This is a genomic window from Betaproteobacteria bacterium (assembly GCA_016709965.1).
Lineage (GTDB): Bacteria > Pseudomonadota > Gammaproteobacteria > Burkholderiales > Rhodocyclaceae > Azonexus > Azonexus amarohabitans.
Genome location: JADJLT010000006.1, coordinates 1,048,574 through 1,071,230, shown reverse-complemented (window position 1 = coordinate 1,071,230; position 22,657 = coordinate 1,048,574). Strand labels below are relative to the sequence as shown.

Genomic DNA, 22,657 nt, shown 5'->3' with positions numbered 1-22,657 from the left:
GTACCTGCCCAGTTGTATTTGCAGAATCGAACAATGAATACCATCGCCTCAACAACCGATTGCCCCATGCCTCAGTCTGCAGTATCTGTTCCGCACCTTGGAAGCACCTCCCGTTTTGGCCGGGTTGCCAGTCTGCAAGTTGGGCGTGACCACCTGATCAATGTCATTGAGGTTGTTCTCGACCCATTGGTGCTGACGCTTTCGGTGTGGGTCATCGGCTTTATGGAAGAAGGCGAGCTTACCCTCCCCTACTTGATCCTCTCCCTGATGGCCTTTTCATTGACGTTTCCGGCGCGTCCCCGTCTTGAAGAGTCATTTGTCCGAAGTGCAATCAACATCATCTCCGGCTGGCTGGTATTGGCATCACTGATTTTCTTTTTTGGTTACGCTACCAAAGGTTTGAGCCTGTATTCGGCTAATGCCATCGTTACCTGGCTGTGGGCTGCACCAGTCAGCCTTATCGTAACCAATGGTTTGTTCCGGCTGGTTGCCCCCTTGCTGCTTCAGGCTCAGGGTGCCAAGCGCACCGTGATCATTGGCATGAACGAACAAGGTGCTCAACTGGCTACTCGCTTGGCCAAAAGTCCCTACAGTGATCTGAAAGTTCTGGGCTTTTTTGATGACCGAAGTCTTGCGCGCCTGCACGCCATCGGACACGATGGCCCGCTACTTGGCCGGATCATTCAAGTCACCGACTATGTGAAACGTGAGCAGGTCAACCTGATTTATATTTCATTGCCAATGGCCACGCAGCCACGAATTCTCCGTTTGCTGGACGAGTTGCGGGATACGACTGCGTCAATCTATTTCGTCCCTGACATGTTCGTCACTGACATCATTCAGAGCCGCATGGAAACGGTTTGTGACATGCCAGTAGTCTCGGTCTGCGAAACACCATTCACCGGAACCAACGGCTTGGTCAAGCGACTGTCGGATATTGTGCTGTCGCTGCTGATATTGGTGTTGATTTCGCCCGTGCTTCTGGTCATTGCCTGCGGTGTCAAATTCACGTCGCCGGGGCCAATCATTTTTAGGCAGCGGCGCTACGGGCTGGATGGCCAGGAAATCGTTGTCTATAAATTCCGCTCAATGACCGTCTGCGAAGATGGTTCGCAGATCACACAGGCAAGCAAGGGCGATATGCGAATTACGCGTCTTGGTCGCATTCTGCGCAAGACGTCTCTCGACGAATTGCCACAATTCATTAACGTGCTGCAAGGCCGCATGAGTATTGTCGGCCCTCGCCCACATGCAATTGCGCATAATGAGCAATACCGCAAGTTGATCAACGGCTATATGGTCCGCCACAAAGTCAAGCCAGGCATAACCGGCTGGGCTCAGGTAAACGGCCTGCGCGGGGAAACAGAAACGCTGGACAAGATGAAGGCCCGCGTCGATTGCGATCTGGACTATCTGCGCCACTGGTTGTCGGCGCGCGTTTAATTTTGACCACCTGTGCTCGTTGAATTTTGACCAGGTGTGATAGCCACCTGACATAGGTTGGCTTGTGGATAAGTGTAGCTCAGAACAATCGATTTCCGAGCCACGATGAATGCGTTGGGAAAGCCGTGGAGGACGAAGTCCGGAACGGATTTCCCAACGCGGCCCTGATCAGGAACGCGTCCTCCTCGGGTGGATTTCCCCGCTTGCTCTGCTCCCTTGCCTTGATCCTCGACTTGGCCGTTGCTGTGCTGTGCCGGAAGCGAAATGACTCATTCCCCGTTTCCACGATGTGGCAGTGATGCGTCAGGCGGTCGAGCAGCGCCGTCGTCATCTTGGCATCGCCGAAGACGCTCGGCCATTCGGCAAAGGTCAGGTTGGTCGTGATCATCACGCTGGTGTGCTCGTAGAGCTTCGACAGCAAGTGAAACAGCAAGGCACCACCAGCCTGGCTGAACGGCAGATAGCCCAGCTCATCGAGAATCACCAGATCCATGCGCAGCAGTCCCAAGGCAATCCGGCCAGCTTTGCCGGCCGCCTTCTCTTGTTCCAGGGCATTGGCCAGATCCACCGTCGAGAAGAACCGAACCCGCTTGTTATGGTGCCCAATCCCCGAAACACCCAGTGCCGTGGCCAGGTGCGTCTTGCCGGTTCCCGTGCCACCGATGAACACCACGTTCTGCGCTTCCTCGGTAAAGGACAGGTCGGCCAGTTGCCGAATCAGTTTCTGATCTACCTTCGATTGATCGAAGTCGAATCCCGCTAGATCCCGATGTACAGGGAAGCGGGCCGCATGCATCTGGTAGCCAATCGAGCGCATGACCCGGTCAGTATGTTCGGCCTGCAGCAGATGCTCGATCAACCAGCGAGAAGTGTCGATGCCGGCGCCACCGTTGGCCGATAGCTCTTCCCAGGCACCAGCCATGCCGTGCAGGCGCAGCTCCTGAACTCACTCATCAGCTCACGCATGGTCGCTCACCTCCACGCGCAGCTGGTCGTAGCGACCCGTATCGGCGATCGGTGCTTCGCTGATCGTCAGCGGGGTCTCCACCGGTGGTGGCATGGGTCCAGACTTCAGTCGATTGAGCATGTTCTCGACGTGCTCGGCACTGGGCAAGCCTGATTCCAGAACCAGATCGACCGCCACCAGCACAGACTCCAGACCGAACTGCGCAATCGCTGACAGGACCTTGGCCATGACCCGATCACCACCTTCTCGACGCAGCAACAAACTGCGCAGGCGCTGCAAAGCTTCCGGCATGTCGGCAAATGGCGCGCCATTTCTCAAGGCACCCGGCTTGCGTTCAATCAGCGGAATGTAGTGCTGCCAGTCGTAGAGCGTTTGTTGCCGGGTGAAACTACGCGGATGGCTGGCCATGCGCAGATCGTGCGCCACCATATCAATCCGCTCCGGATAGAGACGCAGGCTAACGACCTGGCCGACCAACTCGCACGGCACCGAATAGCGATTACGATCCAGCGTGACTAGGCAGGTGCTGGAGACTTTGCCCAGGGTTTCAACATACCCATCGAAGGGCGCCACCATTGGCATCAGGCTCGGTTGCTCGTGTTCCAGCATCTCGGCCACCGTCAGATCCGCGTACTCAGGATGGCGCAATTCCTGCCACAGGCTACGGCAGCGTTCGAGCAGCCAGACGTTCAGTTCGGTGAAAGAGCTGAAGCGTTCCTTGCCGGCATCCTGCCAGAGCCGCAGCCGGCTATCCTGGACATTCTTCTCGACAACGCCTTTCTCCCAGCCGCTGGCGACATTGCAGAAATCCGGGTCGAACAGGTAGTGGGAGGCCATGGCCGAGAAGCGGGCATTGACGATACGGGACTTGCCCTTCTGCACCTTATCCACGGCCGTCTTCATATTGTCGTAGATGCCGCGCCGAGGAATGCCGCCCAAGGCCGCAAACGAACGGGTATGGGCATCAAACAGCATTTCGTGGCCTTGCGTCGGGTAGGCCTGAACCACAAAGGCCCGACTGGCACAGAACTTCAGATGCGAGGCGAGAATCTTGCGCCAGACACCACCGATCACCAAATGCTCTTCGCTCCAGTCGAACTGGAAGGCTTCGCCTAATTCAAAGTGGAGCGGAACGAAGGCTTGCTGACCGCCGCGCCACCATCGGAACGCCAGCGCCGGATGAACTCAGTGACCCGGCAGTAGGTGCCCGTAAATCCGGCCGCCTGCAATTCACCAAAGAGTTTCAGCGCCGTACGCCGATCCCGTTTCGGGCGCCGAGCATCCGTTTCCAGCGCCTTGATGAGTCGCGCCGCATAGGGCGCAATCTTGACGTTCGGGTTCTCCCGTTCGTACTTCGGCTCCGTGCCTTCCGGCGTCCGTAACCAACGCTTGACGGTGTTCCGGCTATACCCCGTCTTCCTCGAAATCTCGGATAGCGACACGCCATCCCGGTAAAACAACCGCCGAATCCTTCCCAGATCCTTCATGGTGATCATCTCCAAAATCCTGCTCAAAAAATGAGCGGACTAGTTAATCACCCTGGTCAATTTTCAGCGCGCACAACCTCGCTTTTCTGGTCAGTTTTCAACGAGCGTCAACAGTCACACTGTGCCGTCGTGGAAATATGGGTTGATGGCTTCGTTTGGGCGTTCTGTGGCAGATAACCGCCGCTGTGACAACTGGAGCACTGCCTATCTAGGCCGACGTGACTCATAACAGCCGGAGACCATGAAACAAAACCTTGCGTATGGCAGGAATCGCACTGAATCGTAGTAGGAATATGGCGCCCCGACCTGCCAAGTGCATTGACTGCAACAAAGCTACCGTTGTGACACGAAGCACACTGAGCAGCAGTGCTGGCGTGATTCATCTGGGCAGGCTTGAATGAACTAAAGTTGGTGTGACATGTATCGCATATAGCACTCGTCGGTACGTGATTAGTCGGCTTCCCCAAGGCAAGACCGGAACCATGGCAGTTAGCTGCTGTACACCCACCACCTCCTATCGTTATCGAGGGGGCATGCACAAAGTTAACCGCCGTCGACCACGAGGTCGTCGACTTATGACAGGAATCGCACTGCTCGGCAGTAGTTACGTGGGTTACTGGCTTGCTCTGGGCTCCCTGTGAAGAAAAACGCCCCGAGTGGCATGTCGAACATTGGCCATCCAGTCCAGCGTGATTCATTTGAGCGGGAATGAAAGCAATGAAATTACTGTTACAGGTGTCGCAGGGCGTCATCGTCAGGATATGGTCTACCTTCTTACCCGGCGCATTGACGCCGTTATGGCAGTTAGCGCACGTTCCAGGCAACACACCGGTATGCGGGTTGGTAGCCGGCGTCCATGACGTTGTGCCATGGCAGGTGCTACAGACTGCCGATGTCTGAATATGCGTTGCCGGCATAGCCAAGGCATTGGCGCCCAGGAAGGCTCCGTTATGACAGGTTAGACAATTGCTCGCTGTGACCCCGAGTAGAGGATTGATCGGATGCCCCGTTCCGCCCTGCGTAAATCCTGCAGGCCGCTCACTCCAGTCAGTAGCACCTGCCCGGTGACATGAATCACACGCCGCCATCGTCGGAATATGCGTGGCTGATTTACCTGGAGCACGGGCGCCTCCACCTGCATGGCAAGTCGCGCAGGTTCTGGGCGTTCCTCTAAATATCCCTGACGTGTGACAACTCTCACACGCTACCAATTTGTGCGGAGAATCCAAAAAGTAGCCGGTTGTATTGTGATCAAAAGACAGGTTTTGAACCGCCCCCTGCCCGGACTGCCCAAACGCCATCCCCCACTGCCCCATCCACATAAAGGCTGCAGCAATAACAAGGAATAGCAGGCGGGCAATTTTTTCCACAGAATCACCTTCCCAATCAAATAGTTAATGATGAAAATTCAGCACAAAGGGGAGACAAGACAACAGAATCACTCACCCGACAAGTAAGAGCAACGACAATTTGTGGGAATTTATCACACATACAATGCAATTGACTACCTGCGAACTTTTTTCCAGTTTGCAGTGACATGGCAACGTTCACACTGACTTCCGAAGTCACCGTGATGTACGTCATCTTTTATATGGCAATTGATGCAGACTTTGCTCAACTTGGCTGCACCAGCCTTGGGTTCCACATGACACTCTTTGCACTCGGTCTTGAGGTGAGCTCCATCCAGAACAAAACGTGTCGTTGAGTGATCGAAATCCCACGACCGCCAAGTGCCGGTGTAATGGCATGTTTCACATTTCTTACCGAAGGCAGCTTTATGCTTGTCGTCTTTTTCATGGCAACCAATACAGGTGAGTGGCGCATCCTTAAATGCGGGCGTCACGTGACACTTCTTGCATTCAACCTTGGCATGACTTCCAGTCAGAGCAAAGCGGGACTTGTTGTGATCAAACGGCGCATCTTTCCACTTTCTCTCGTCGTGGCAACTCTCGCACTTGTTACCGAGCTGGCCCTTATGCTTGTCGTCCTTCTTGTGGCAAGCTATGCAAGCATTCTCCAGTTTGCTCTTGTATATATTGCCTTTCTCCGGCAGATGGCAGGCATCGCACTTGGCCTCCCTATGCTTGGCCTTGAGCGGATACTTGGTTTCCCTGTCGTGATTAAAGATGCTGGTTTTCCAGTCCTTGGCCGTGTGACAGGTGCCACATTTATCGCCATAACGGCCCTTGTGGCCTTTCTCGTCATCATTCTTGCGATGACAGGCAACACACTCCATGTCCACCTTCAATTTCCTGGCATCGGGACCACTGACACCGCCTTTATGGCAGGTCTCGCACTTGGCATCCTTGTGTTTGTCGCGTAGCGGGAACTTGGTGTCGTCGTGGTCGAAATTGGAATTTTTCCAGCCCCGCTCGTTGTGGCAGCTCTCGCACTTTTCGCCCAGCTCGCCACGGTGGCCTTTATCCTGATCATCTTTTTTGTGACAGGAAACACATTTGGTCGGTAACTTGACCTGATAGATCAACCCTTTTTCAGGAAGATGGCAGGTGTTGCACCTGGCCTGGCGGTGCTTCCCTTTAAGCGCATAGTGAGTGTCGTGATCGTGATCGAAGTCGATATCCTTCCACCCCTTATCGTTGTGGCAGGACTCGCACTTGGTACCGTAACGTCCCTTATGACCTTTTTCCTGGTCGATTTTCTTGTGGCAGCCATTACAGGTTAGTGGTGTTTTCTGATAAGTCTTGTCTTCGTGACAATCTTTGCACTTGACATCAGCGTGCTTGCCGCCAAGCAGTGAGAACTTGGTTTTTTCGTGATCGAACCGGGTTTCTGTCCACTTTTTCTCGTTGTGACAGCTTTCACATTTGGTGCCGAGATGCCCCTTATGTCCTTTTTCATCGTCAATCTTTTTATGGCAGTCATTACACAGCTTGGGTGCCTGACGGAACTTGAGCTTGGGCAAATGGCAGCTTTCACATTTGCCTTCCTTGTGCGCGCCAAGCAACTTGAACTCAGTGCGGCTGTGATCGAATTTTTTCTTGTCCAGTGGCGCAATATTGGCATTGCGACCCTTGTGCTCGACGTGGCAACTATTGCAACTAGTGTTATCCAGCTTGCCGTGCAATCGCTTTTTGCCGCGGACATCAGCGGCTATATCCTTGTGGCAATCAAGGCATAGTCTGGTCTGCGCCTTTTTGTCGAAACGTTGGTGGCATTGATCGCATTCATTTTCGTACTTTGCATGCCCCGCTATGACCTCGCCTGGCATCAACACTTTTTCTATCGACTGTGCTGATGCTCCATCTGAAAACATGACGGTAACGATCAGCGCAAGACTGACAAAAAGCCGGCTAATACATGTGGACAGCAACAACATGAACGACTCCACTAAAAACCAGCAAGTAAAGAAAGGGGAGGTGAATGATGTGCCAATAGGAAAACAGCCGCTCCCAGACGGCGAGTTGGGATGCCTTGACGACAGAGTTCAGATATCGATCGATATCTTCCCGAGCAATTCGATAATTGACGATTAGCTCGCGGCGCCGCCCGCCCTGCTTGCGAAACTGCCTACGCAGCGCATCTTTTGCATCCCGGCGGATTTCATTGGCCAGGCGCCGGCTTTTCCAATACAAGGTCACGAATCGCCAAACCCTAACGATCAGCGAACCTTGCCGACTGAAAGCAGCATCATGAAAGTCCATGAGCCTTGGCTCGATATCCGGCCGCAAAGCAAAGACCGACCCCATATTCTCGGCACAATCCTTTAGTTCTGCGGAAACTTCACCCAGAGTCAGCTGGTTTCCATAGAGTCCACGATGAATATGACGGTAGATAAAACGACCGATAACGCCGCTGAGGGCGACCAAAAGCATCGCGTACAGTGCCATCGCTCCATTCAACGAACCAGTCTTGAAGGTCGAATGAAAAAGGACCATCAGGGGTCCGCAAATCCCCGCGATCATGTGAAACTTGAACCAGGACTCCATTTTTCCGAGACGCTCAAGCGCTGCAATGCGCTTGCGGAGCGGATAAAGAAGGAGACTACTCATCAGCAATCCGCCGACCAGACCGAGGTAGTACGCGAAATCCGACTTTCCATCGTATAAAGCCCCTGACCAAACGAGCCATGCCAAAAAAACAATCAGACAAACGAGCGCTACGATAGATGCCCGCCAGGCACCGCGAAAAATTTTTTCTGACGGAGATTTTGCTTCCCCCTCCAGAGAAATGACGGTCATTGGGCCAAGCGCGCTTGTATTCATAGTGTCCAGTCAGATGTCGGCATTGGCCCGTTTCCACTGCGGCAACGATCTGGTTGGAAACCTATCGAGCCACCCAATCACGGGGTAAAATTTCACACGCCGCCAAGAATAGCAAAAAATTCACTTGGCAAGGTACACCCCGTCCCGGAGAAATTAGTCATGACTGACCAATCGATGCAACAACGGCGCGCCCGCATCATGAATCCTTCCGGTTCAATGGGCGCGTTGCTCGGCATCTTCGTCATTGCCTGCGCTGAATGTCAAAGACTTTGGCCGACAGGCACGAGCCTGATTTACCTGGCCATCTGCATTCCCTTATTACTCATCTGGATTACTCATCTGGCCGGCTGGAGACTGGCAGAAGACAATGCTGCGCTGGCTGTCGACATGTCGATCTACGTACTACTTGTAGCCAGCCTCGGCATACGATTCCAATCAAACTCGCCGGTGACCTCTGAACTGGCATCAACGCTGTTATTCTGGGCTCCACTTGTGTCGGCCTGGTGGGCTTGGCGATATCGACATCTACCGCTCAGATTGTGGATTCTGCTGGGTGGCTTTTTTGTGGTGCTGACCTGGCAACTTGCCAGCGACCACGAGCGCATCGACGAGCATCTGATTCTTTCTTTGCTGATCGCACTGCTCGTACGTCATGTCTACCGATCCAACGCCCCCTCGACCTCGGAATCATCTACGAATTTACGTGACCAACTAACCGGACTCCCCTCCCCTCAATGCTTCGAGGCCGAGCTGGCACACGTTTCAGCCATATCCGACCGTTATCGATTTCCACTGACCCTGATCGGCTGTCGCTTCGCCTTGGGCGAACACAGCGCCCAACAGAACAGGCAGTTGCGCCTGTTGGCTGAAGCCATTGGTGATCGACTGCGAACTGCTGACACAGCCTGCCGTTGGGATCCTGGCACATTCATGATTCTGTTGCCCAATACAACGGCCAACATGGCGGGCACCGTCGCCAAAGGCATTCGGGAGACATTTGAACATTCGGATTTCGGGCAAAATTTCCAGTTGACCGCGGAGATCAAGATTGTCCAGCATGAGCACGGTGAAGACCCAATGAGCACCTTGTGCACCCTCGAAAACAAGCTTGCGAACACCGCTGAATGATTTCCGACCTGATCTATTACCTGCTCCCTGTCCTGCTGATACTGATCCCTGCTGTCTTTCACCTGCGCTCCAAGAAAAAGACGTCGGAAATCCACCACGCCGTACTCAAGGAAGCTCAGGAGTCCGGCCTGACCGAGCCGCCCTCGCTTCACCCCGTCGTCGACTTGTCCATCTGCATGGGCTCAGGCGCATGTGTCAGAGCCTGCCCCGAAAAAGCGCTGGGCGTCATCAAAGGAAAAGGCATTCTGATCAACCCATCCCACTGTATCGGGCATGGCGCCTGCGCCCCTGCCTGCCCGGTCGGCGCAATCAAGTTAGTCTTCGGCACTGCAAAACGCGGCATGGATATCCCGCAAGTAAATCCGGATTTTGAAACCAATATCCCTGGCGTCTTTATCGCCGGCGAACTCGGTGGCATGGGTCTGATTCGCAACGCGATCCGCCAGGGCGCGCATGCCGTCAAGGCAATCACCGCTCGACCACGTGGCAATGCCGAATTGGATCTGGTCATAATCGGCGCCGGCCCAGCCGGGATTGCCGCCTCACTGGCAGCCAAGGAAGCTGGTCTAAAATACGTCACGGTCGAACAAGAGGACTCGCTGGGCGGCACGACTTATCACTACCCTCGTAACAAACTGGTCATGACCGCCCCCATGAAGCTCCCGCTAATTGGCGAAATAAAGGTTCGTGAAATAAGCAAGGAAGAACTGATGGAGATCTGGACTGGCGTACTCAAGCAGGCAACGCCCAACGTTCAGTTCAGCGAACGCATGGAAGAAATCACCCCTGTGGACAACACATTTTCAGTACGCACCAATAAGGCGACCTATTCGACCGCCAACGTTCTACTCGCTATCGGACGCCGCGGCACCCCGAGAAAATTGGGCACCAAGGGGGAAGAGCAACCAAAGGTTGTCTATAGATTGATCGAGGCCGAGCAATATCAAGGAAGGCACGTTCTGGTCGTCGGTGGTGGTGACAGCGCGCTGGAAGCGGCCCTCGACATCGCCAATGAACCCGGCACTCACGTCACACTGAGCTACCGAGGCAAAGCCTTCGACCGGGTCAAACCCAAAAATCGGACGCGCCTGGCAGAAGCGATCGCGGAAAATCGAATCGAACAACTGCTTGAAAGCACCGTTCAACAAATTACAGAGGAAAAAGTCGTATTAAAGCGTGGAGAGCTGCTTCTTGAACGTATGAATGATGCCGTCATCGTGTGTGCCGGCGGAGAACTACCGACACCCATGCTAAAAAAAATGGGGGTTCAAGTTGATACCCGATATGGTGAATAAGCCGCCCGGATTACCGGACTCGCCTGAAAAAACCTGTTCATTTGATCGCAAAAGGCGCTTTACCAGAAAACCATCCAGTGGGAAAATATCCCTCGATCAATCCTTGAAGTTAGCTTTCCGAGATTTATCGTGGTTCCTTGTAATTAAGGTGAGACGCACTGACAAAGCCAAAAAAATTATGCCGGCGATCGTAAGCCAGCTCTTTTCTTAAAGCAGCATCCGAGAAGTAGAATGTCACCCGATACCCCTCAGATGTCGCTGCCGATGGAATTATTCCGGATGATCAATGGTCGAAGAGCGACTCTTTAACATTTGTCCCATACTCAAACTAACCATCTATTTCCTGCACGCTCCAGATTCGGCCCCCCTTAATGTCAGATTCGCCGCTACGATCAGCTTTACTTTCCGCAATACACAAAGTTTTGTCACCTGTTGTCCGCGTGATGCTTGCACACGAGATAACCCTTCCCATGGCGATCGAACTATTAAAACGTGTATTCGTCGAGGTGGCAGAACGCGACTTTAATCTCGCCAACAAGCCATCTACGGATAGCAGGATCAGCCTGATTACAGGCGTACACCGAAAAGACGTCAAGCGACTGCGTGAACTGCCCGATATCGAGGCCAGTCTGCCACCAAAGATATCCCTGAGCGCGCAGGTTGTGGCCACTTGGCTCACAGGCGCCCAATGGCTTGATGACGATGGCCAACCTCGCCCGTTGTCCCGATTGGCCCGTAGCGACAAGGACGCATCGTTTGAAGCGCTTGTCACCAGCGTCAGCCAGGATATTCGACCTCGTTCAATACTTGATGAATGGCTGCGGCTAGGGGTTGTTCGCATCAATGACGTAGATGAAATCATATTAATAAGCAACGGCTTCATTCCCAAAGAAGGACTGGAAGAAAAACTGGCTTATTACGGACATAACCTCGGCGATCACGCAGCTGCCGCGGCGGATAACGTGCTGAACTCCACCAGCCCCTGGTTTGAGCGCAGCGTGCACCACGACCTCCTGACCGAAGCCCAAGTTGAACAATTGCGCGCCAGGGCTTCAAAGCTCGGCATGCAAACGCTTACCCAGTTACATACGCTGGCAGAACAACTGACAAAAGATAGTCAACAAAGCACAGAGCAAACTGAGTGCGAGTCAATGAAACGATTTACCTGCGGGGTCTATTTTTATAGCAGCGATACCAGCGAAGCCCCCCAAAAAAAATGAAACGCTATCTCCTGTCACTGCTCATCGCCATTCTCCCGGTTGCGGCGTGGTCCGGACCTGTTTGCGTTGATCCGGAACGCCCCGTAAGTAGCCAGCCTGCGCGCGGCGGCATTGGTGGAACGGGAAGCACGGCAATCGGCACGCCAACAAAGGATGGCGGCATCGGTGGAACAGGATCGCCAGCTGTTGACGGTGGAATTGGCGGTACCGGCTCGCCGCTTGCAGACGCTACGTCAGTAGGAATCGTTGGGGTGGTTACCGGCTTCGCATCGGTTTGTGTCAACGGCGTGGAGGTGCACTTCGAGCACGGTGTTCCGGTTAGTGAAAATGGAGATCCATCTTCTGCCGATAAACTTGCCATCGGGCATGTGGTCTCTATCGACGCCACCAATTCTCCCAAAGGATTCATGGCACGAAACATCGCTATTCTGAATGCGCTAGAAGGCCCGGTTACCAAGCTGATACACGGAGGAAAATCCGTCCAGATTCTTGGTCAAACGGTTTCGATCGTGCCGAACACGCGGGGATCGCCGCAAGGGCTCGCCGTCGGGCAACTTGTAAAAGTCAGTGCACTTTCCGGTGCCAATGGGGCGCTCATCGCCACGCGAATTCAACTGAGTCCGAATTTGAAACAGGCAAGCGCTCTTGGCCAAGTGGTAGTGACCGGCAAGCTATCGACAATCAATGGCATTGCCGTGTCTGGAACGATCAATGCGAACGCTGCCTTGATCCATGGGCACTGGACCGGTACAGAGCTTGTTCCAAAAAGTATCAAGCCTGACCCGACCTATCGCTTCAAGAACAGCGCCAACAGAATTCTGGTAGAAGGCTTGGTGCAAACCTCCGACGGCCGCGGAAACGTCACGGTAGCAGGCCTTCACTTGTCGCTACCAAACGCAACGGTCACTGAGATTAAATCCCTGCAACCCAATCAGCGTATCTTTTTTGATGCACGAGTGGGTAACTCTGGCCGCCTTGTTGTTGAACACTTTGAATTGAACGAAGCGATACCGGCTGAAAATCGACAACTGCCTGCACTGAGAAACGCAGAGTTCCACGACAGCACTGCCACCAAAACAGCGACAACGGAAATCGCCGAATCAATCGAGAAATCCGAAACGCCGGAGAGGGCCGAGAGGGCCGAGAGGGCCGAGAGGGTCGAGAAGGTCGAGAAGGTCGAGAAGGTCGAGAAGGTCGAGAAGGTCGAGAAGGTCGAGAAGGTCGAGAAGGTCGAGAAGGTCGAGAAGGTCGAGAAGGTCGAGAGGGTCGAGCGACATTGATATGGCATCATTTGTCGCTTCATCCCGATCAAGGCGAGATAAAATCTGCGCCGATCAAAAACACTTCTGGTAACACCGTGAAATCAAAAATTCTCCATACCCTGTGGGTTTTATTGGCATTGCCATGTCATGCGGAAGGCATTCTGTCCTTGAGTACTGGAATTGATTACTCAACAGGGAAATACGGCCAGGCAGAGCGTACTGACACCTTAACCGTGCCCATTGGCCTTAAATACGAAATTTCAGACTGGAGCTTCCGAGCCACCATCCCTTATGTGGAATCAAGCGGCCCCTCCAATGTATCTGGCGCAGGCGCAGACCGAATCAGCTTGACCACTGGACAAAGCTCTCGTAGCAGAGCATCGGGCTTGGGCGATCTCGTATTAGCTGCAAGCTGGACTACTTTCCAGCAAGGTCCGTGGCTTATCGATTTAGGAACAAAATTCAAAGTCGCCACAGCCGATGAAAGTAAAGGCCTAGGCACAGGGAAAAATGACTTCTCGGTTCAAACCGAGGTCTACAGAGTGCTAGGCAGCCATACACTATTCAGCACGATTGGCTTCAAGAAAATGGGCGATCCAGACGGCATAGACCTCAAAGATCCTTTTTATACGTCGTTGGGATGGTCATTCCGGGCAACCCAGGAGACTGCACTGGGCTTAAGTTACGATTTCCGACAGAAAATTCAGGATAGTGGCTCACCACTTCGTGAAGCCACCGGGTTCCTGACACATAAGCTGAACAATAACCTGAAACTTCAGGCCTACCTTGTATCCGGCTTTTCCAACGCGAGTCCGGATGTCGGTGGCGGCGTATTTGTTTTCTACACGCACTAAGTCCGGGGTTGGCGCAAAGTGCGATCGCTATCGAACCCGCAATCGGAATGCGTTGACAATCAAGTTGATGGACTCAGGACTGTCCCAGGCTCTGGAGCCCGCGATTCGTTTGATAACGTTACCGTCAGCATCAACCAAAACAGTGAGTGGTAGTCGATCAGCTCCGAGCATGTTTTCAAGAACCAAATTGCGGTCAATGAAATTCAAAAACGGAATTTTTGAGGTATTGATAAACCGCACCGCTGCAGCACGATCATCGTCAGTCGATATACCGATAATATTGAATTCTTTGCCTCCATAGCGTCGAGATAGTCGATCAAGCGAACCCATTTCGTCCCGACAAGGCCCACACCAACTCGCCCAAACGTTTATCAGCAAAGGCTTTCCTCTAAATGAGGAAAGCTTTGTCATCCCGCCAGCAAGATTACTGAGCGAAGCTTCAGGCAACTGGCCACCCACCGGAATCTCACCCGGTGTTCCAGCAAAAGCATTTGTCACACATTGCATGACGCAAAGCAAAACAATCCGCACACCAATCGACGAAATAAATCCGAACCCGTTTCGCATATATATCTCCGAAGGGTCTTTACCCAGATGTGAGCAGCGATTCCACAAAAAACCCGCAGAGCATTGCGCCGTGCGGGTCTTGAGTTTCTCTGATTTGGTGGGCGGTACTGGGATCGAACCAGTGACCACTCCGTGTGAAGGCATACCAATAACTATACACAAAGCGACACAATGAGGTATTAATGCACAATAGTCGTTTGTTTTCATATGCTTGAAAACAAAATATCAACAAATTAACAACCAAATAAAACCATAAAACAACAAATAATTAAGATTGTTTCCGGAATGATGATCGGATACCATAGGCACACAATACGACTACCGCCCTCCGTTGGCAATAGCGCAGGTGTGCCATGGATAAACTTGAGTTTTCATCATGTTGACGCTCGTTGAAAACTGACCAGAAAAGCGAGGTTGTGCGCGCTGAAAATTGACCAGGGTGATTAACTAGTCCGCTCATTTTTTGAGCAGGATTTTAGGAGATGATCACCATGAAGGATCTGGGAAGGATTCGGCGGTTGTTTTACCGGGATGGCGTGTCGCTATCCGAGATTTCGAGGAAGACGGGGTATAGCCGGAACACCGTCAAGCGTTGGTTACGGACGCCGGAAGGCACGGAGCCGAAGTACGAACGGGAGAACCCGAACGTCAAGATTGCGCCCTATGCGGCGCGACTCATCAAGGCGCTGGAAACGGATGCTCGGCGCCCGAAACGGGATCGGCGTACGGCGCTGAAACTCTTTGGTGAATTGCAGGCGGCCGGATTTACGGGCACCTACTGCCGGGTCACTGAGTTCATCCGGCGCTGGCGTTCCGATGGTGGCGCGGCGGTCAGCAAAGCCTTCGTTCCGCTCCACTTTGAATTAGGCGAAGCCTTCCAGTTCGACTGGAGCGAAGAGCATTTGGTGATCGGTGGTGTCTGGCGCAAGATTCTCGCCTCGCATCTGAAGTTCTGTGCCAGTCGGGCCTTTGTGGTTCAGGCCTACCCGACGCAAGGCCACGAAATGCTGTTTGATGCCCATACCCGTTCGTTTGCGGCCTTGGGCGGCATTCCTCGGCGCGGCATCTACGACAATATGAAGACGGCCGTGGATAAGGTGCAGAAGGGCAAGTCCCGTATCGTCAATGCCCGCTTCTCGGCCATGGCCTCCCACTACCTGTTCGACCCGGATTTCTGCAATGTCGCCAGCGGCTGGGAGAAAGGCGTTGTCGAGAAGAATGTCCAGGATAGCCGGCTGCGGCTCTGGCAGGATGCCGGCAAGGAACGCTTCAGCTCTTTCACCGAACTGAACGTCTGGCTGCTCGAACGCTGCCGTAGCCTGTGGCAGGAATTGCGCCATCCTGAGTACGCGGATCTGACGGTGGCCGAGATGCTGGAACACGAGCAACCGAGCCTGATGCCAATGGTGGCGCCCTTCGATGGGTATGTTGGAAACCCTGGGCAAAGTCTCCAGCACCTGCCTAGTCACGCTGGATCGTAATCGCTATTCGGTGCCGTGCGAGTTGGTCGGCCAGGTCGTTAGCCTGCGTCTCTATCCGGAGCGGATTGATATGGTGGCGCACGATCTGCGCATGGCCAGCCATCCGCGTAGTTTCACCCGGCAACAAACGCTCTACGACTGGCAGCACTACATTCCGTTGATTGAACGAAAGCCGGGCGCCTTGAGAAACGGCGCCCCATTTGCCGACATGCCGGAAGCTTTGCAGCGCCTGCGCAGCTTGTTGCTGCGTCGGGAAGGTGGTGATCGGGTGATGGCCAAGGTCCTGTCAGCGATTGCGCAGTTCGGTCTGGAGTCTGTGCTGGTGGCGGTCGATCTGGTTCTGGAATCAGGCTTGCCCAGTGCCGAGCACGTCGAGAACATGCTCAATCGACTGAAGTCTGGACCCATGCCACCACCGGTGGAGACCCCGCTGACGATCAGCGAAGCACCGATCGCCGATACGGGTCGCTACGACCAGCTGCGCGTGGAGGTGAGCGACCATGCGTGAGCTGATGAGTGAGTTCAAGGAGCTGCGCCTGCACGGCATGGCTGGTGCCTGGGAAGAGCTATCGGCCAACGGTGGCGCCGGCATCGACACTTCTCGCTGGTTGATCGAGCATCTGCTGCAGGCCGAACATACTGACCGGGTCATGCGCTCGATTGGCTACCAGATGCATGCGGCCCGCTTCCCTGTACATCGGGATCTAGCGGGATTCGACTTCGATCAATCGAAGGTAGATCAGAAACTGATTCGGCAACTGGCCGACCTGTCCTTTACCGAGGAAGCGCAGAACGTGGTGTTCATCGGTGGCACGGGAACCGGCAAGACGCACCTGGCCACGGCACTGGGTGTTTCGGGGATTGGGCACCATAACAAGCGGGTTCGGTTCTTCTCGACGGTGGATCTGGCCAATGCCCTGGAACAAGAGAAGGCGGCCGGCAAAGCTGGCCGGATTGCCTTGGGACTGCTGCGCATGGATCTGGTGATTCTCGATGAGCTGGGCTATCTGCCGTTCAGCCAGGCTGGTGGTGCCTTGCTGTTTCACTTGCTGTCGAAGCTCTACGAGCACACCAGCGTGATGATCACGACCAACCTGACCTTTGCCGAATGGCCGAGCGTCTTCGGCGATGCCAAGATGACGACGGCGCTGCTCGACCGCCTGACGCATCACTGCCACATCGTGGAAACGGGGAATGAGTCATTTCGCTTCCGGCACAGCACGGCAACGGCCAAGTCGAGGATCAAGGCAAGGGAGCAGAGCAAGCGGGGAAATCCACCCGAGGAGGACGCGTTCTGATCGGGGCCGCGTTGGGAAATCCGTTCCGGACTTCGTCCTCCACGGCTTTCCCAACGCATTCATCGTGGCTCGGAAATCGATTGTTCTGAGCTACACTTATCCACAAGCCAACCTATGTCAGGTGGCTATCACACCTGGTCAAAATTCAACGAGCACAGGTGGTCAAAATTAAACGCGCGCCGACAGTCAATATGGCTGGCGCACGCTGGGGGATGCACTGCGTACCCTGCAGGGCGTCAATGTCACCGATGACCACACCTACAGTTTTGCCGGTGTTCGCGGCATATCGCAACCCGGTGACTACCGCCCTCGTTTGCAGATACTGATCGATGGCATGTCGATCAACGAGAATATTTTCGCCAGCGCTCCAGCCGATTCTGCATTTCCGCTTGATATAGGCTTGGTCGAACGTATCGAAATCATCCGTGGCCCAAGTGCTGCGGTTTATGGTGGTGATGCAATGTTTGGCGTGATCAATGTCGTTACCCGAAGTGGTCAGAGTGTCGGCATTGAGGCCAGCCTGAGCATGGGCAGCGGGGCCAATCGCCGGCTACGCGCCAGCTGGGGTGGACAGGTTGGCAGTACTGATGTGCTGATTTCCGCGACTGGATTTAACATTCACGGAAATACGCTGGCCTTCAATGACGTGAATGGCGATGGCACTACCCGCGACTTGCACCGGGTTGGCGGTGAAGAGGGTGGACAACTGTTCCTCAAGGTACGAGGCGACGACTGGCATTTCTCATTCATCCATGCGAAACGCGACCGCGTGGTCCCGACTGCCAGCTACGATACCATCGCTGATGATCGTAGCCATGTTGAATCCGACGCCTACACGCTGTTCGATCTGAGCAAGAACTGGAAACTGAATGCCAGCAATGAATTGCAACAGCGCATTTATTTTGGCGACTACCAGTACGATGGTGCATTTCCCTACGACTATTCGGCAGATCTGGGCGATCCACATGTTATGAATACCGACAAGTCACATGGGAGTTGGTGGGGGATCGACAATCGCCTGATAAATACAAATTGGTCAGGCAACCGCTGGACGCTGGGTATCGAATACAAGTCCAATTGGCGCCAAAACCAGCAAAATTATGACCGCGGCTATGGCTGCATCAATCCGGATTTGAGCATCAGCACAGCTCCCTGCCTTGACGACCAAAAGACGAGCCAGCAACTGACCATAATGGCTCAGGACGAAATACAGCTGGGTACTGCCAACCTGCTGACGCTCGGCCTGAGTTACAACAATATGGGTAGCCTTGGCTCGTTCTGGAGTCCACGCCTTGGCGTCGTACATGATGCGGGAAAGGCAGGACTGTTCAAGGTTTTATACGGCACGGCATTCCGCGTCCCGACCGTCTATGAGCGTGCCTACACGACGCCTACCTTTGCCTATGGCAATCCCAACCTTAATCCGGAGAAGATGCGCTCGCTGGAACTCACCTGGGAGAAGCAATTCGGACCGCTTTCCAGCTTGTCAGCGACGTTTTACCACTTTCACATCGACAAGATGGTGACAACGGACGATTCAGGAATTGCCACGAACAGTGCTCATACCCATGCGAATGGCCTTGAGATCGAATACGAGCAGCGCTGGAGCAACGGTAGCCGCTTGCGCACCGGTTACTCGGTACAGCACGCGGCAGAAACGAGTCGCAGTTTCGATAACTCGCCCCACCAAATGGCCAAACTCAACCTGGCAGTACCTACTGGCATTTCTCATCTGACGGCCGGTCTGGAAGGGCAATGGATCGGCTCCCGTCAAGCTAATATGGGTACCCAGCGAATTCCGTCATACACGCTGGCCAACCTGAATTTGAGTTACGCGCCGCCTGGCAAGCATTGGGAAGTTGGGCTGGGGATCTACAACGTGCTTGATCACCGTTACAACGATCCGGTCGCTATCGACGAGGTGCTGGGCGTACGACGCTGGCAGATACCCCAGTTTGGCCGAACTGCGTTACTCAGGACAACGCTGCATTTCTAAGGAACAAGCCCGCAGCCTTTTCCCGGACTCATGCCCAACGCAGGTATCCATCAGTCAGACAGTTCAATCTGCCCGCTGACATTAGTGGTGACCAAGCTTTCTCCGGCCTCCAGCGGCGCAGGAGCATCTTCAGCAACCATCACCGCACGGGCGGCCATCATGGGACGAGGCATACCCCCACCTTGCTGGACATTCAACTGCTTGATTTTCCAGGTCTTGCCCAACTGCTCGGCGATCACCGCTGCGCGGCTCTGGAAAGCACGAATCGCTTCTCTGGTTGCTTCGTCTTCGACCTGACGGCGGGTTTCCGGCGATGGCAGCAAATTGACGTTGCCGACTGCCAGCCGCATTTGCTGCAGCTTGCCGAGTAATTCGGAAACGCTGCCCTGACTCCTTGATTCCAGCACAAGCTCGCTGCGCATGCGCCAACCGTCAATTTTTTGGGCCTGACTATAGACCGGGTAAGTCGCCTGCTGGCCACTCTTTACCGAGACACCCGCCTTGGCGCGAATGAGTTTGAGCGCCTCGGCGATATCGGCATTCACCCGCTGCGCCAGTTCGGCCGGATTCTTGCCGCTGGCTTCGCTATAGACGCTGGCACGCACCATGTCATTGGCCACCGGCCGGCTGGCTTCCGCCGAAAGATCAACCAGTGCACCGGCTTGAACGGTGGCACCGGCCATACAACCGACGAGCAAGCTTGTCAGGTGCTTTTTCATGACGCAGTCTTGTCGCGCAGGCGTCCGTAGACAACCAGCAACACAATGGCGACGACCACGGAGGCGACAAACCCGGCACCTTCACCTGCTTGATACCAGCCCATTGCCTGCCCAAGCATGCCGGCGAGAACGGAGCCGCCAATACCCAGCAGCACCGTGGCAATGAAGCCCATATTTTCCTTGCCCGGATGCAGGAGCTTGGCGATCACGCCAACAACGAGGCCAACCAGAATTGTCCAAACAATACCCATGATTCAAATTTCCTTTCATTGATTCAAGCAAAACAAGCCAACAAATACTTGCGCCAAAGATACTAACGCGCCGCTTTGTCGATGGTTGGCGTCAACTCGTAAAGATTTGTTTATGCGAGAGAGTATTCAGACATCATTTTTGTGCCAAACGTTCAGCCAGGGTATCCATCAAGACCCTGACCCGGTGAGGTACATGGCGATTACTCGGCAACATGGCGTAAATGCCCAGCACCGGCGTCGGGTACGCTAGCAGTATTTCCTTCACCCGACTTTCAGCCAGAAAGGACTCGGCAATGAAATCCGGCTGGCATGTGATACCCAGTCCCTGAGCTGCCGCTTCGGTCAGTACCTCGCCATTATTGGCATTGATGCGACTGTGCACATGAATGCTCTCCAATTGCCCGTCAACCATGAATTGCCAGACCTGGGCGCTGCCGGCATTGGTGTAACCGAGACAAATATGGTTTGCCAATTCGGCCGGTTTTTCCGGTTGACCGTGACGGGCCAGATAATCCGGCGCGGCGACGACCAGCATACGACTTGAGCCGATCTTGCGCGCCACGTCGCCGGATTCCAGCCGCCGGGTAACGCGAATCGACAGATCGATGCCCTCTTCGATCAAATTGACACGCCGGTCGCTGTAATCCATATCCAGCGCGACTTCCGGGTAACGCTGCGAAAAATCGAGCAATATCGGCGCCAGTCGTTTCAGGCCATAGCTCAACGGCAAGCTGATCCGGATATTGCCGCGCGGGGTCAGGCGCTCTTCCGCCACCCCGGTTTCAGCCGCCTCGACCAGATTCAGGATGACCCGACATTTTTCAAGATAGGCCGTACCTCCTGAAGTCAGCGTCAGGCGGCGCGTGCTGCGCGCCATCAGTTTTACGCCAAGGTGCGCCTCCAGCGCGGCAATTTGCCGGGTCACCACCGAACGCGCCACGCCAAGCTGCTTCGCCACAGCTGAAAAGCTGCCGAGTTCAGCCACCCGAACGAATAGATTCATTGCATCCAGCCTATCCATTGTTGCATTCCTAGCAATAGTAATTTGCACATTGTCGGCTATTTCGATCCAAATAACAGGCATAAAGTGCATCCATCGAAACCGGAGTTGCAGCAATGACACAAAACCCATCCGCTATTTTTGTCCCGCACGGCGCACCCACATTTGCGCTGCGCCCCGGTGCCGCCGGTGCCGCACTGACGGCAATCGCAAAATCGCTGCCCCTGCCGCGCGCCATCGCCATTGTTAGCGCCCATTGGGATACCGTCGTACCGACCGTCGGATTTGCCGAGAGACCGGAAACCATTCACGACTTCTGGGGCTTTCCGGATGAGCTTTACGACATCCGCTACCCGGCCACTGGTTGTCGCGAAGCCTCCGAGGAAGTGTTTGCAGCCTTGAAGGGAGCCGGCATGCCCGCCATCCAGGATGTCAGCCGTGGCCTTGACCATGGCGCCTGGGTCCCGCTGCGCCTGATGTTTCCGGATGCCGATGTGCCGGTCATTCCGCTATCCATCCAGAGCCGGGGTGGCCCGGAACAAGCCTACAAGCTCGGCCAGGCGCTGGCACCGCTGGCTGCCAAGGGTTTTCTCGTCATCGCTTCCGGCAATCTGACGCACAACCTGCGCGACTACCAGATAGCAGCCCGCAGCGGCGGCCAAACCCCGGCCTATGTGCGCCAATTTACCGACTGGCTGGCCGCCCGCATCGCGGCACGTGACATTCCCGCCCTGCTCGACTACCGCCAACAAGCCCCGGGTGGCGCACAGGCCCACCCGACCGATGAACATTTGTTGCCTTTGTATGTCGCACTCGGTGCCAGTGGCCCCAACACTCGGGCCAATCGGTTTCATGCCGGCATCGACGACTATGTCATCGCGATGGATGCCTATTCGTTCCTGCCCCAATAACAGAGGATAGCCATGACAACGCACTACACCGCCACCGCGAAGCTACTCCACTGGTTGATGGCTGCGCTGCTTTTCGGGATGCTCGCGCTGGGCTTCTACATGCACGACCTGCCGCTGTCGCCCACCAAGTTGCAGATTTACTCTTGGCACAAATGGGCTGGCGTCACGGCTTTCCTGCTGCTCGCATTTCGCCTGCTCTGGCGGGTGACGCATCGTCCGCCGGCACTGCCGGAGAGCATGCCCAAGCTGATGCAGTTCGCCGCCCATGCCGGTCACCTGATGCTCTATGTGCTGATGATTGCCATCCCGCTCTCCGGCTGGCTGATGAGCTCGGCCAAGGGTTTCCAGACCGTCTATTTCGGCATCCTGCCCATCCCGGACCTGCTCGACAAGAACAAGGAGCTCGGCGACCTGCTGGCTCTGGTTCACAAGAGTCTGAACCTGTTCTTCGTCGCCGTTCTCGCCGGCCACATCGGCGCCGCCCTGAAACATCACTTCATCGACAAGGATGACATCCTGATTCGCATGGCCCCCCGCCACTCCAAGGAGAATTGA

Annotated in this window: 17 protein-coding genes and 2 pseudogenes; 11 read left to right on the top strand and 8 right to left on the bottom strand. The window is 54.7% G+C overall.

Features of this window, described 5'->3' with window-relative positions; translation table 11 throughout:
* Window positions 1–66 precede the first annotated feature (66 nt).
* Window positions 67–1,443, top strand: a complete 1,377-nt coding sequence (locus IPJ12_19515) for an undecaprenyl-phosphate glucose phosphotransferase (GenBank protein ID MBK7649285.1) — start codon at window positions 67–69, stop codon at window positions 1,441–1,443.
* A 79-nt stretch (window positions 1,444–1,522) separates the two neighbouring features.
* Here IPJ12_19515 and IPJ12_19510 read toward each other — a convergent pair whose 3' ends face one another.
* Window positions 1,523–2,365 (bottom strand): ATP-binding protein, encoded by an 843-nt coding sequence (locus IPJ12_19510; protein MBK7649284.1) that lies wholly within the window; start codon window positions 2,363–2,365, stop codon window positions 1,523–1,525.
* A 36-nt stretch (window positions 2,366–2,401) separates the two neighbouring features.
* A pseudogene (locus IPJ12_19505) lies at window positions 2,402–3,897 on the bottom strand (IS21 family transposase).
* Window positions 3,898–4,614: 717 nt separating this feature from the next.
* On the opposite strand from IPJ12_19505, the gene IPJ12_19500 reads away from it, so the two are divergent.
* Entirely contained in the window at window positions 4,615–4,797 is a 183-nt protein-coding gene (locus IPJ12_19500; protein ID MBK7649283.1) for a hypothetical protein, read from the top strand.
* Between the two features lie 604 nt (window positions 4,798–5,401).
* Here IPJ12_19500 and IPJ12_19495 read toward each other — a convergent pair.
* A complete protein-coding gene (locus tag IPJ12_19495; GenBank protein MBK7649282.1) occupies window positions 5,402–7,234 on the bottom strand; it encodes a cytochrome C in 1,833 nt (610 codons plus the stop codon).
* Window positions 7,209–8,120, bottom strand: coding sequence for a hypothetical protein (locus tag IPJ12_19490; protein ID MBK7649281.1), 912 nt, complete (start codon window positions 8,118–8,120; stop codon window positions 7,209–7,211). The genes IPJ12_19495 and IPJ12_19490 overlap by 26 nt, the downstream gene beginning before the upstream one ends.
* Window positions 8,121–8,279: 159 nt before the next feature.
* Between IPJ12_19490 and IPJ12_19485 the strand changes: the two genes are divergently transcribed.
* The 4 genes from IPJ12_19485 to IPJ12_19470 all read left to right on the top strand — a co-directional run bounded on the left by IPJ12_19485 (window position 8,280) and on the right by IPJ12_19470 (window position 13,879).
* The gene (locus tag IPJ12_19485) at window positions 8,280–9,248 is read left to right on the top strand and encodes a diguanylate cyclase (protein MBK7649280.1); all 969 of its coding nucleotides are present in this window, start codon (window positions 8,280–8,282) and stop codon (window positions 9,246–9,248) included.
* A complete protein-coding gene (locus IPJ12_19480) occupies window positions 9,245–10,543 on the top strand; it encodes an NAD(P)-binding domain-containing protein (GenBank protein ID MBK7649279.1) in 1,299 nt (432 codons plus the stop codon). Before IPJ12_19485 ends, IPJ12_19480 begins: the two co-directional genes overlap by 4 nt.
* A gap of 371 nt (window positions 10,544–10,914) precedes the next feature.
* The gene (locus IPJ12_19475; GenBank protein MBK7649278.1) at window positions 10,915–11,763 is read left to right on the top strand and encodes a hypothetical protein; all 849 of its coding nucleotides are present in this window, start codon (window positions 10,915–10,917) and stop codon (window positions 11,761–11,763) included.
* A gap of 1,099 nt (window positions 11,764–12,862) precedes the next feature.
* The gene (locus tag IPJ12_19470) at window positions 12,863–13,879 is read left to right on the top strand and encodes a hypothetical protein (GenBank protein MBK7649277.1); all 1,017 of its coding nucleotides are present in this window, start codon (window positions 12,863–12,865) and stop codon (window positions 13,877–13,879) included.
* A gap of 27 nt (window positions 13,880–13,906) precedes the next feature.
* Here the strand turns inward: IPJ12_19470 and IPJ12_19465 are convergent, their stop codons facing one another.
* Window positions 13,907–14,386 (bottom strand): TlpA family protein disulfide reductase, encoded by a 480-nt coding sequence (locus IPJ12_19465; GenBank protein MBK7649276.1) that lies wholly within the window; start codon window positions 14,384–14,386, stop codon window positions 13,907–13,909.
* 551 nt (window positions 14,387–14,937) lie between these two features.
* Between IPJ12_19465 and IPJ12_19460 the strand changes: the two are divergent.
* The 3 genes and pseudogenes from IPJ12_19460 (at window position 14,938) to IPJ12_19450 (ending at window position 19,221) form a co-directional block, all read left to right on the top strand.
* Window positions 14,938–16,435 (top strand): annotated as a pseudogene (locus tag IPJ12_19460) (IS21 family transposase).
* Complete coding sequence (locus tag IPJ12_19455; GenBank protein ID MBK7649275.1) at window positions 16,428–17,225, top strand: ATP-binding protein; 798 nt, start codon at window positions 16,428–16,430, stop codon at window positions 17,223–17,225. Before IPJ12_19460 ends, IPJ12_19455 begins: the two are co-directional and overlap by 8 nt.
* A 313-nt stretch (window positions 17,226–17,538) precedes the next feature.
* The gene (locus IPJ12_19450; GenBank protein ID MBK7649274.1) at window positions 17,539–19,221 is read left to right on the top strand and encodes a TonB-dependent receptor; all 1,683 of its coding nucleotides are present in this window, start codon (window positions 17,539–17,541) and stop codon (window positions 19,219–19,221) included.
* Between the two features lie 50 nt (window positions 19,222–19,271).
* Here IPJ12_19450 and IPJ12_19445 read toward each other — a convergent pair whose 3' ends face one another.
* From IPJ12_19445 to IPJ12_19435, 3 genes are all read right to left on the bottom strand, one after another.
* The gene (locus tag IPJ12_19445; GenBank protein MBK7649273.1) at window positions 19,272–19,940 is read right to left on the bottom strand and encodes an SIMPL domain-containing protein; all 669 of its coding nucleotides are present in this window, start codon (window positions 19,938–19,940) and stop codon (window positions 19,272–19,274) included.
* Entirely contained in the window at window positions 19,937–20,191 is a 255-nt protein-coding gene (locus tag IPJ12_19440) for a GlsB/YeaQ/YmgE family stress response membrane protein (protein ID MBK7649272.1), read from the bottom strand. The genes IPJ12_19445 and IPJ12_19440 overlap by 4 nt, the downstream gene beginning before the upstream one ends.
* Window positions 20,192–20,324: 133 nt before the next feature.
* Window positions 20,325–21,212, bottom strand: a complete 888-nt coding sequence (locus tag IPJ12_19435) for a LysR family transcriptional regulator (protein MBK7649271.1) — start codon at window positions 21,210–21,212, stop codon at window positions 20,325–20,327.
* A 95-nt stretch (window positions 21,213–21,307) separates the two neighbouring features.
* Here IPJ12_19435 and IPJ12_19430 point away from each other — a divergent pair, with 95 nt between their 5' ends.
* Window positions 21,308–22,102 carry a dioxygenase gene (locus IPJ12_19430; protein MBK7649270.1) on the top strand — a complete coding sequence of 265 codons (795 nt, stop codon included), beginning with the start codon at window positions 21,308–21,310 and terminating at the stop codon, window positions 22,100–22,102.
* A 12-nt stretch (window positions 22,103–22,114) separates the two neighbouring features.
* Complete coding sequence (locus tag IPJ12_19425) at window positions 22,115–22,657, top strand: cytochrome b (GenBank protein MBK7649269.1); 543 nt, start codon at window positions 22,115–22,117, stop codon at window positions 22,655–22,657.

Coding starts and splice junctions, on each gene's coding strand:
- IPJ12_19515 (MBK7649285.1), top strand. CDS start 67: ATGCCTCAGTCTGCAGTATCTGTTCCGCACCTTGGAAGCACCTCCCGT.
- IPJ12_19510 (MBK7649284.1), bottom strand. CDS start 2,365: ATGGCTGGTGCCTGGGAAGAGCTATCGGCCAACGGTGGCGCCGGCATC.
- IPJ12_19500 (MBK7649283.1), top strand. CDS start 4,615: ATGAAATTACTGTTACAGGTGTCGCAGGGCGTCATCGTCAGGATATGG.
- IPJ12_19495 (MBK7649282.1), bottom strand. CDS start 7,234: ATGTTGTTGCTGTCCACATGTATTAGCCGGCTTTTTGTCAGTCTTGCG.
- IPJ12_19490 (MBK7649281.1), bottom strand. CDS start 8,120: ATGAATACAAGCGCGCTTGGCCCAATGACCGTCATTTCTCTGGAGGGG.
- IPJ12_19485 (MBK7649280.1), top strand. CDS start 8,280: ATGACTGACCAATCGATGCAACAACGGCGCGCCCGCATCATGAATCCT.
- IPJ12_19480 (MBK7649279.1), top strand. CDS start 9,245: ATGATTTCCGACCTGATCTATTACCTGCTCCCTGTCCTGCTGATACTG.
- IPJ12_19475 (MBK7649278.1), top strand. CDS start 10,915: ATGTCAGATTCGCCGCTACGATCAGCTTTACTTTCCGCAATACACAAA.
- IPJ12_19465 (MBK7649276.1), bottom strand. CDS start 14,386: ATGCAATGTGTGACAAATGCTTTTGCTGGAACACCGGGTGAGATTCCG.
- IPJ12_19455 (MBK7649275.1), top strand. CDS start 16,428: ATGCGTGAGCTGATGAGTGAGTTCAAGGAGCTGCGCCTGCACGGCATG.
- IPJ12_19445 (MBK7649273.1), bottom strand. CDS start 19,940: ATGAAAAAGCACCTGACAAGCTTGCTCGTCGGTTGTATGGCCGGTGCC.
- IPJ12_19440 (MBK7649272.1), bottom strand. CDS start 20,191: ATGGGTATTGTTTGGACAATTCTGGTTGGCCTCGTTGTTGGCGTGATC.
- IPJ12_19435 (MBK7649271.1), bottom strand. CDS start 21,212: ATGGATAGGCTGGATGCAATGAATCTATTCGTTCGGGTGGCTGAACTC.
- IPJ12_19430 (MBK7649270.1), top strand. CDS start 21,308: ATGACACAAAACCCATCCGCTATTTTTGTCCCGCACGGCGCACCCACA.
- IPJ12_19425 (MBK7649269.1), top strand. CDS start 22,115: ATGACAACGCACTACACCGCCACCGCGAAGCTACTCCACTGGTTGATG.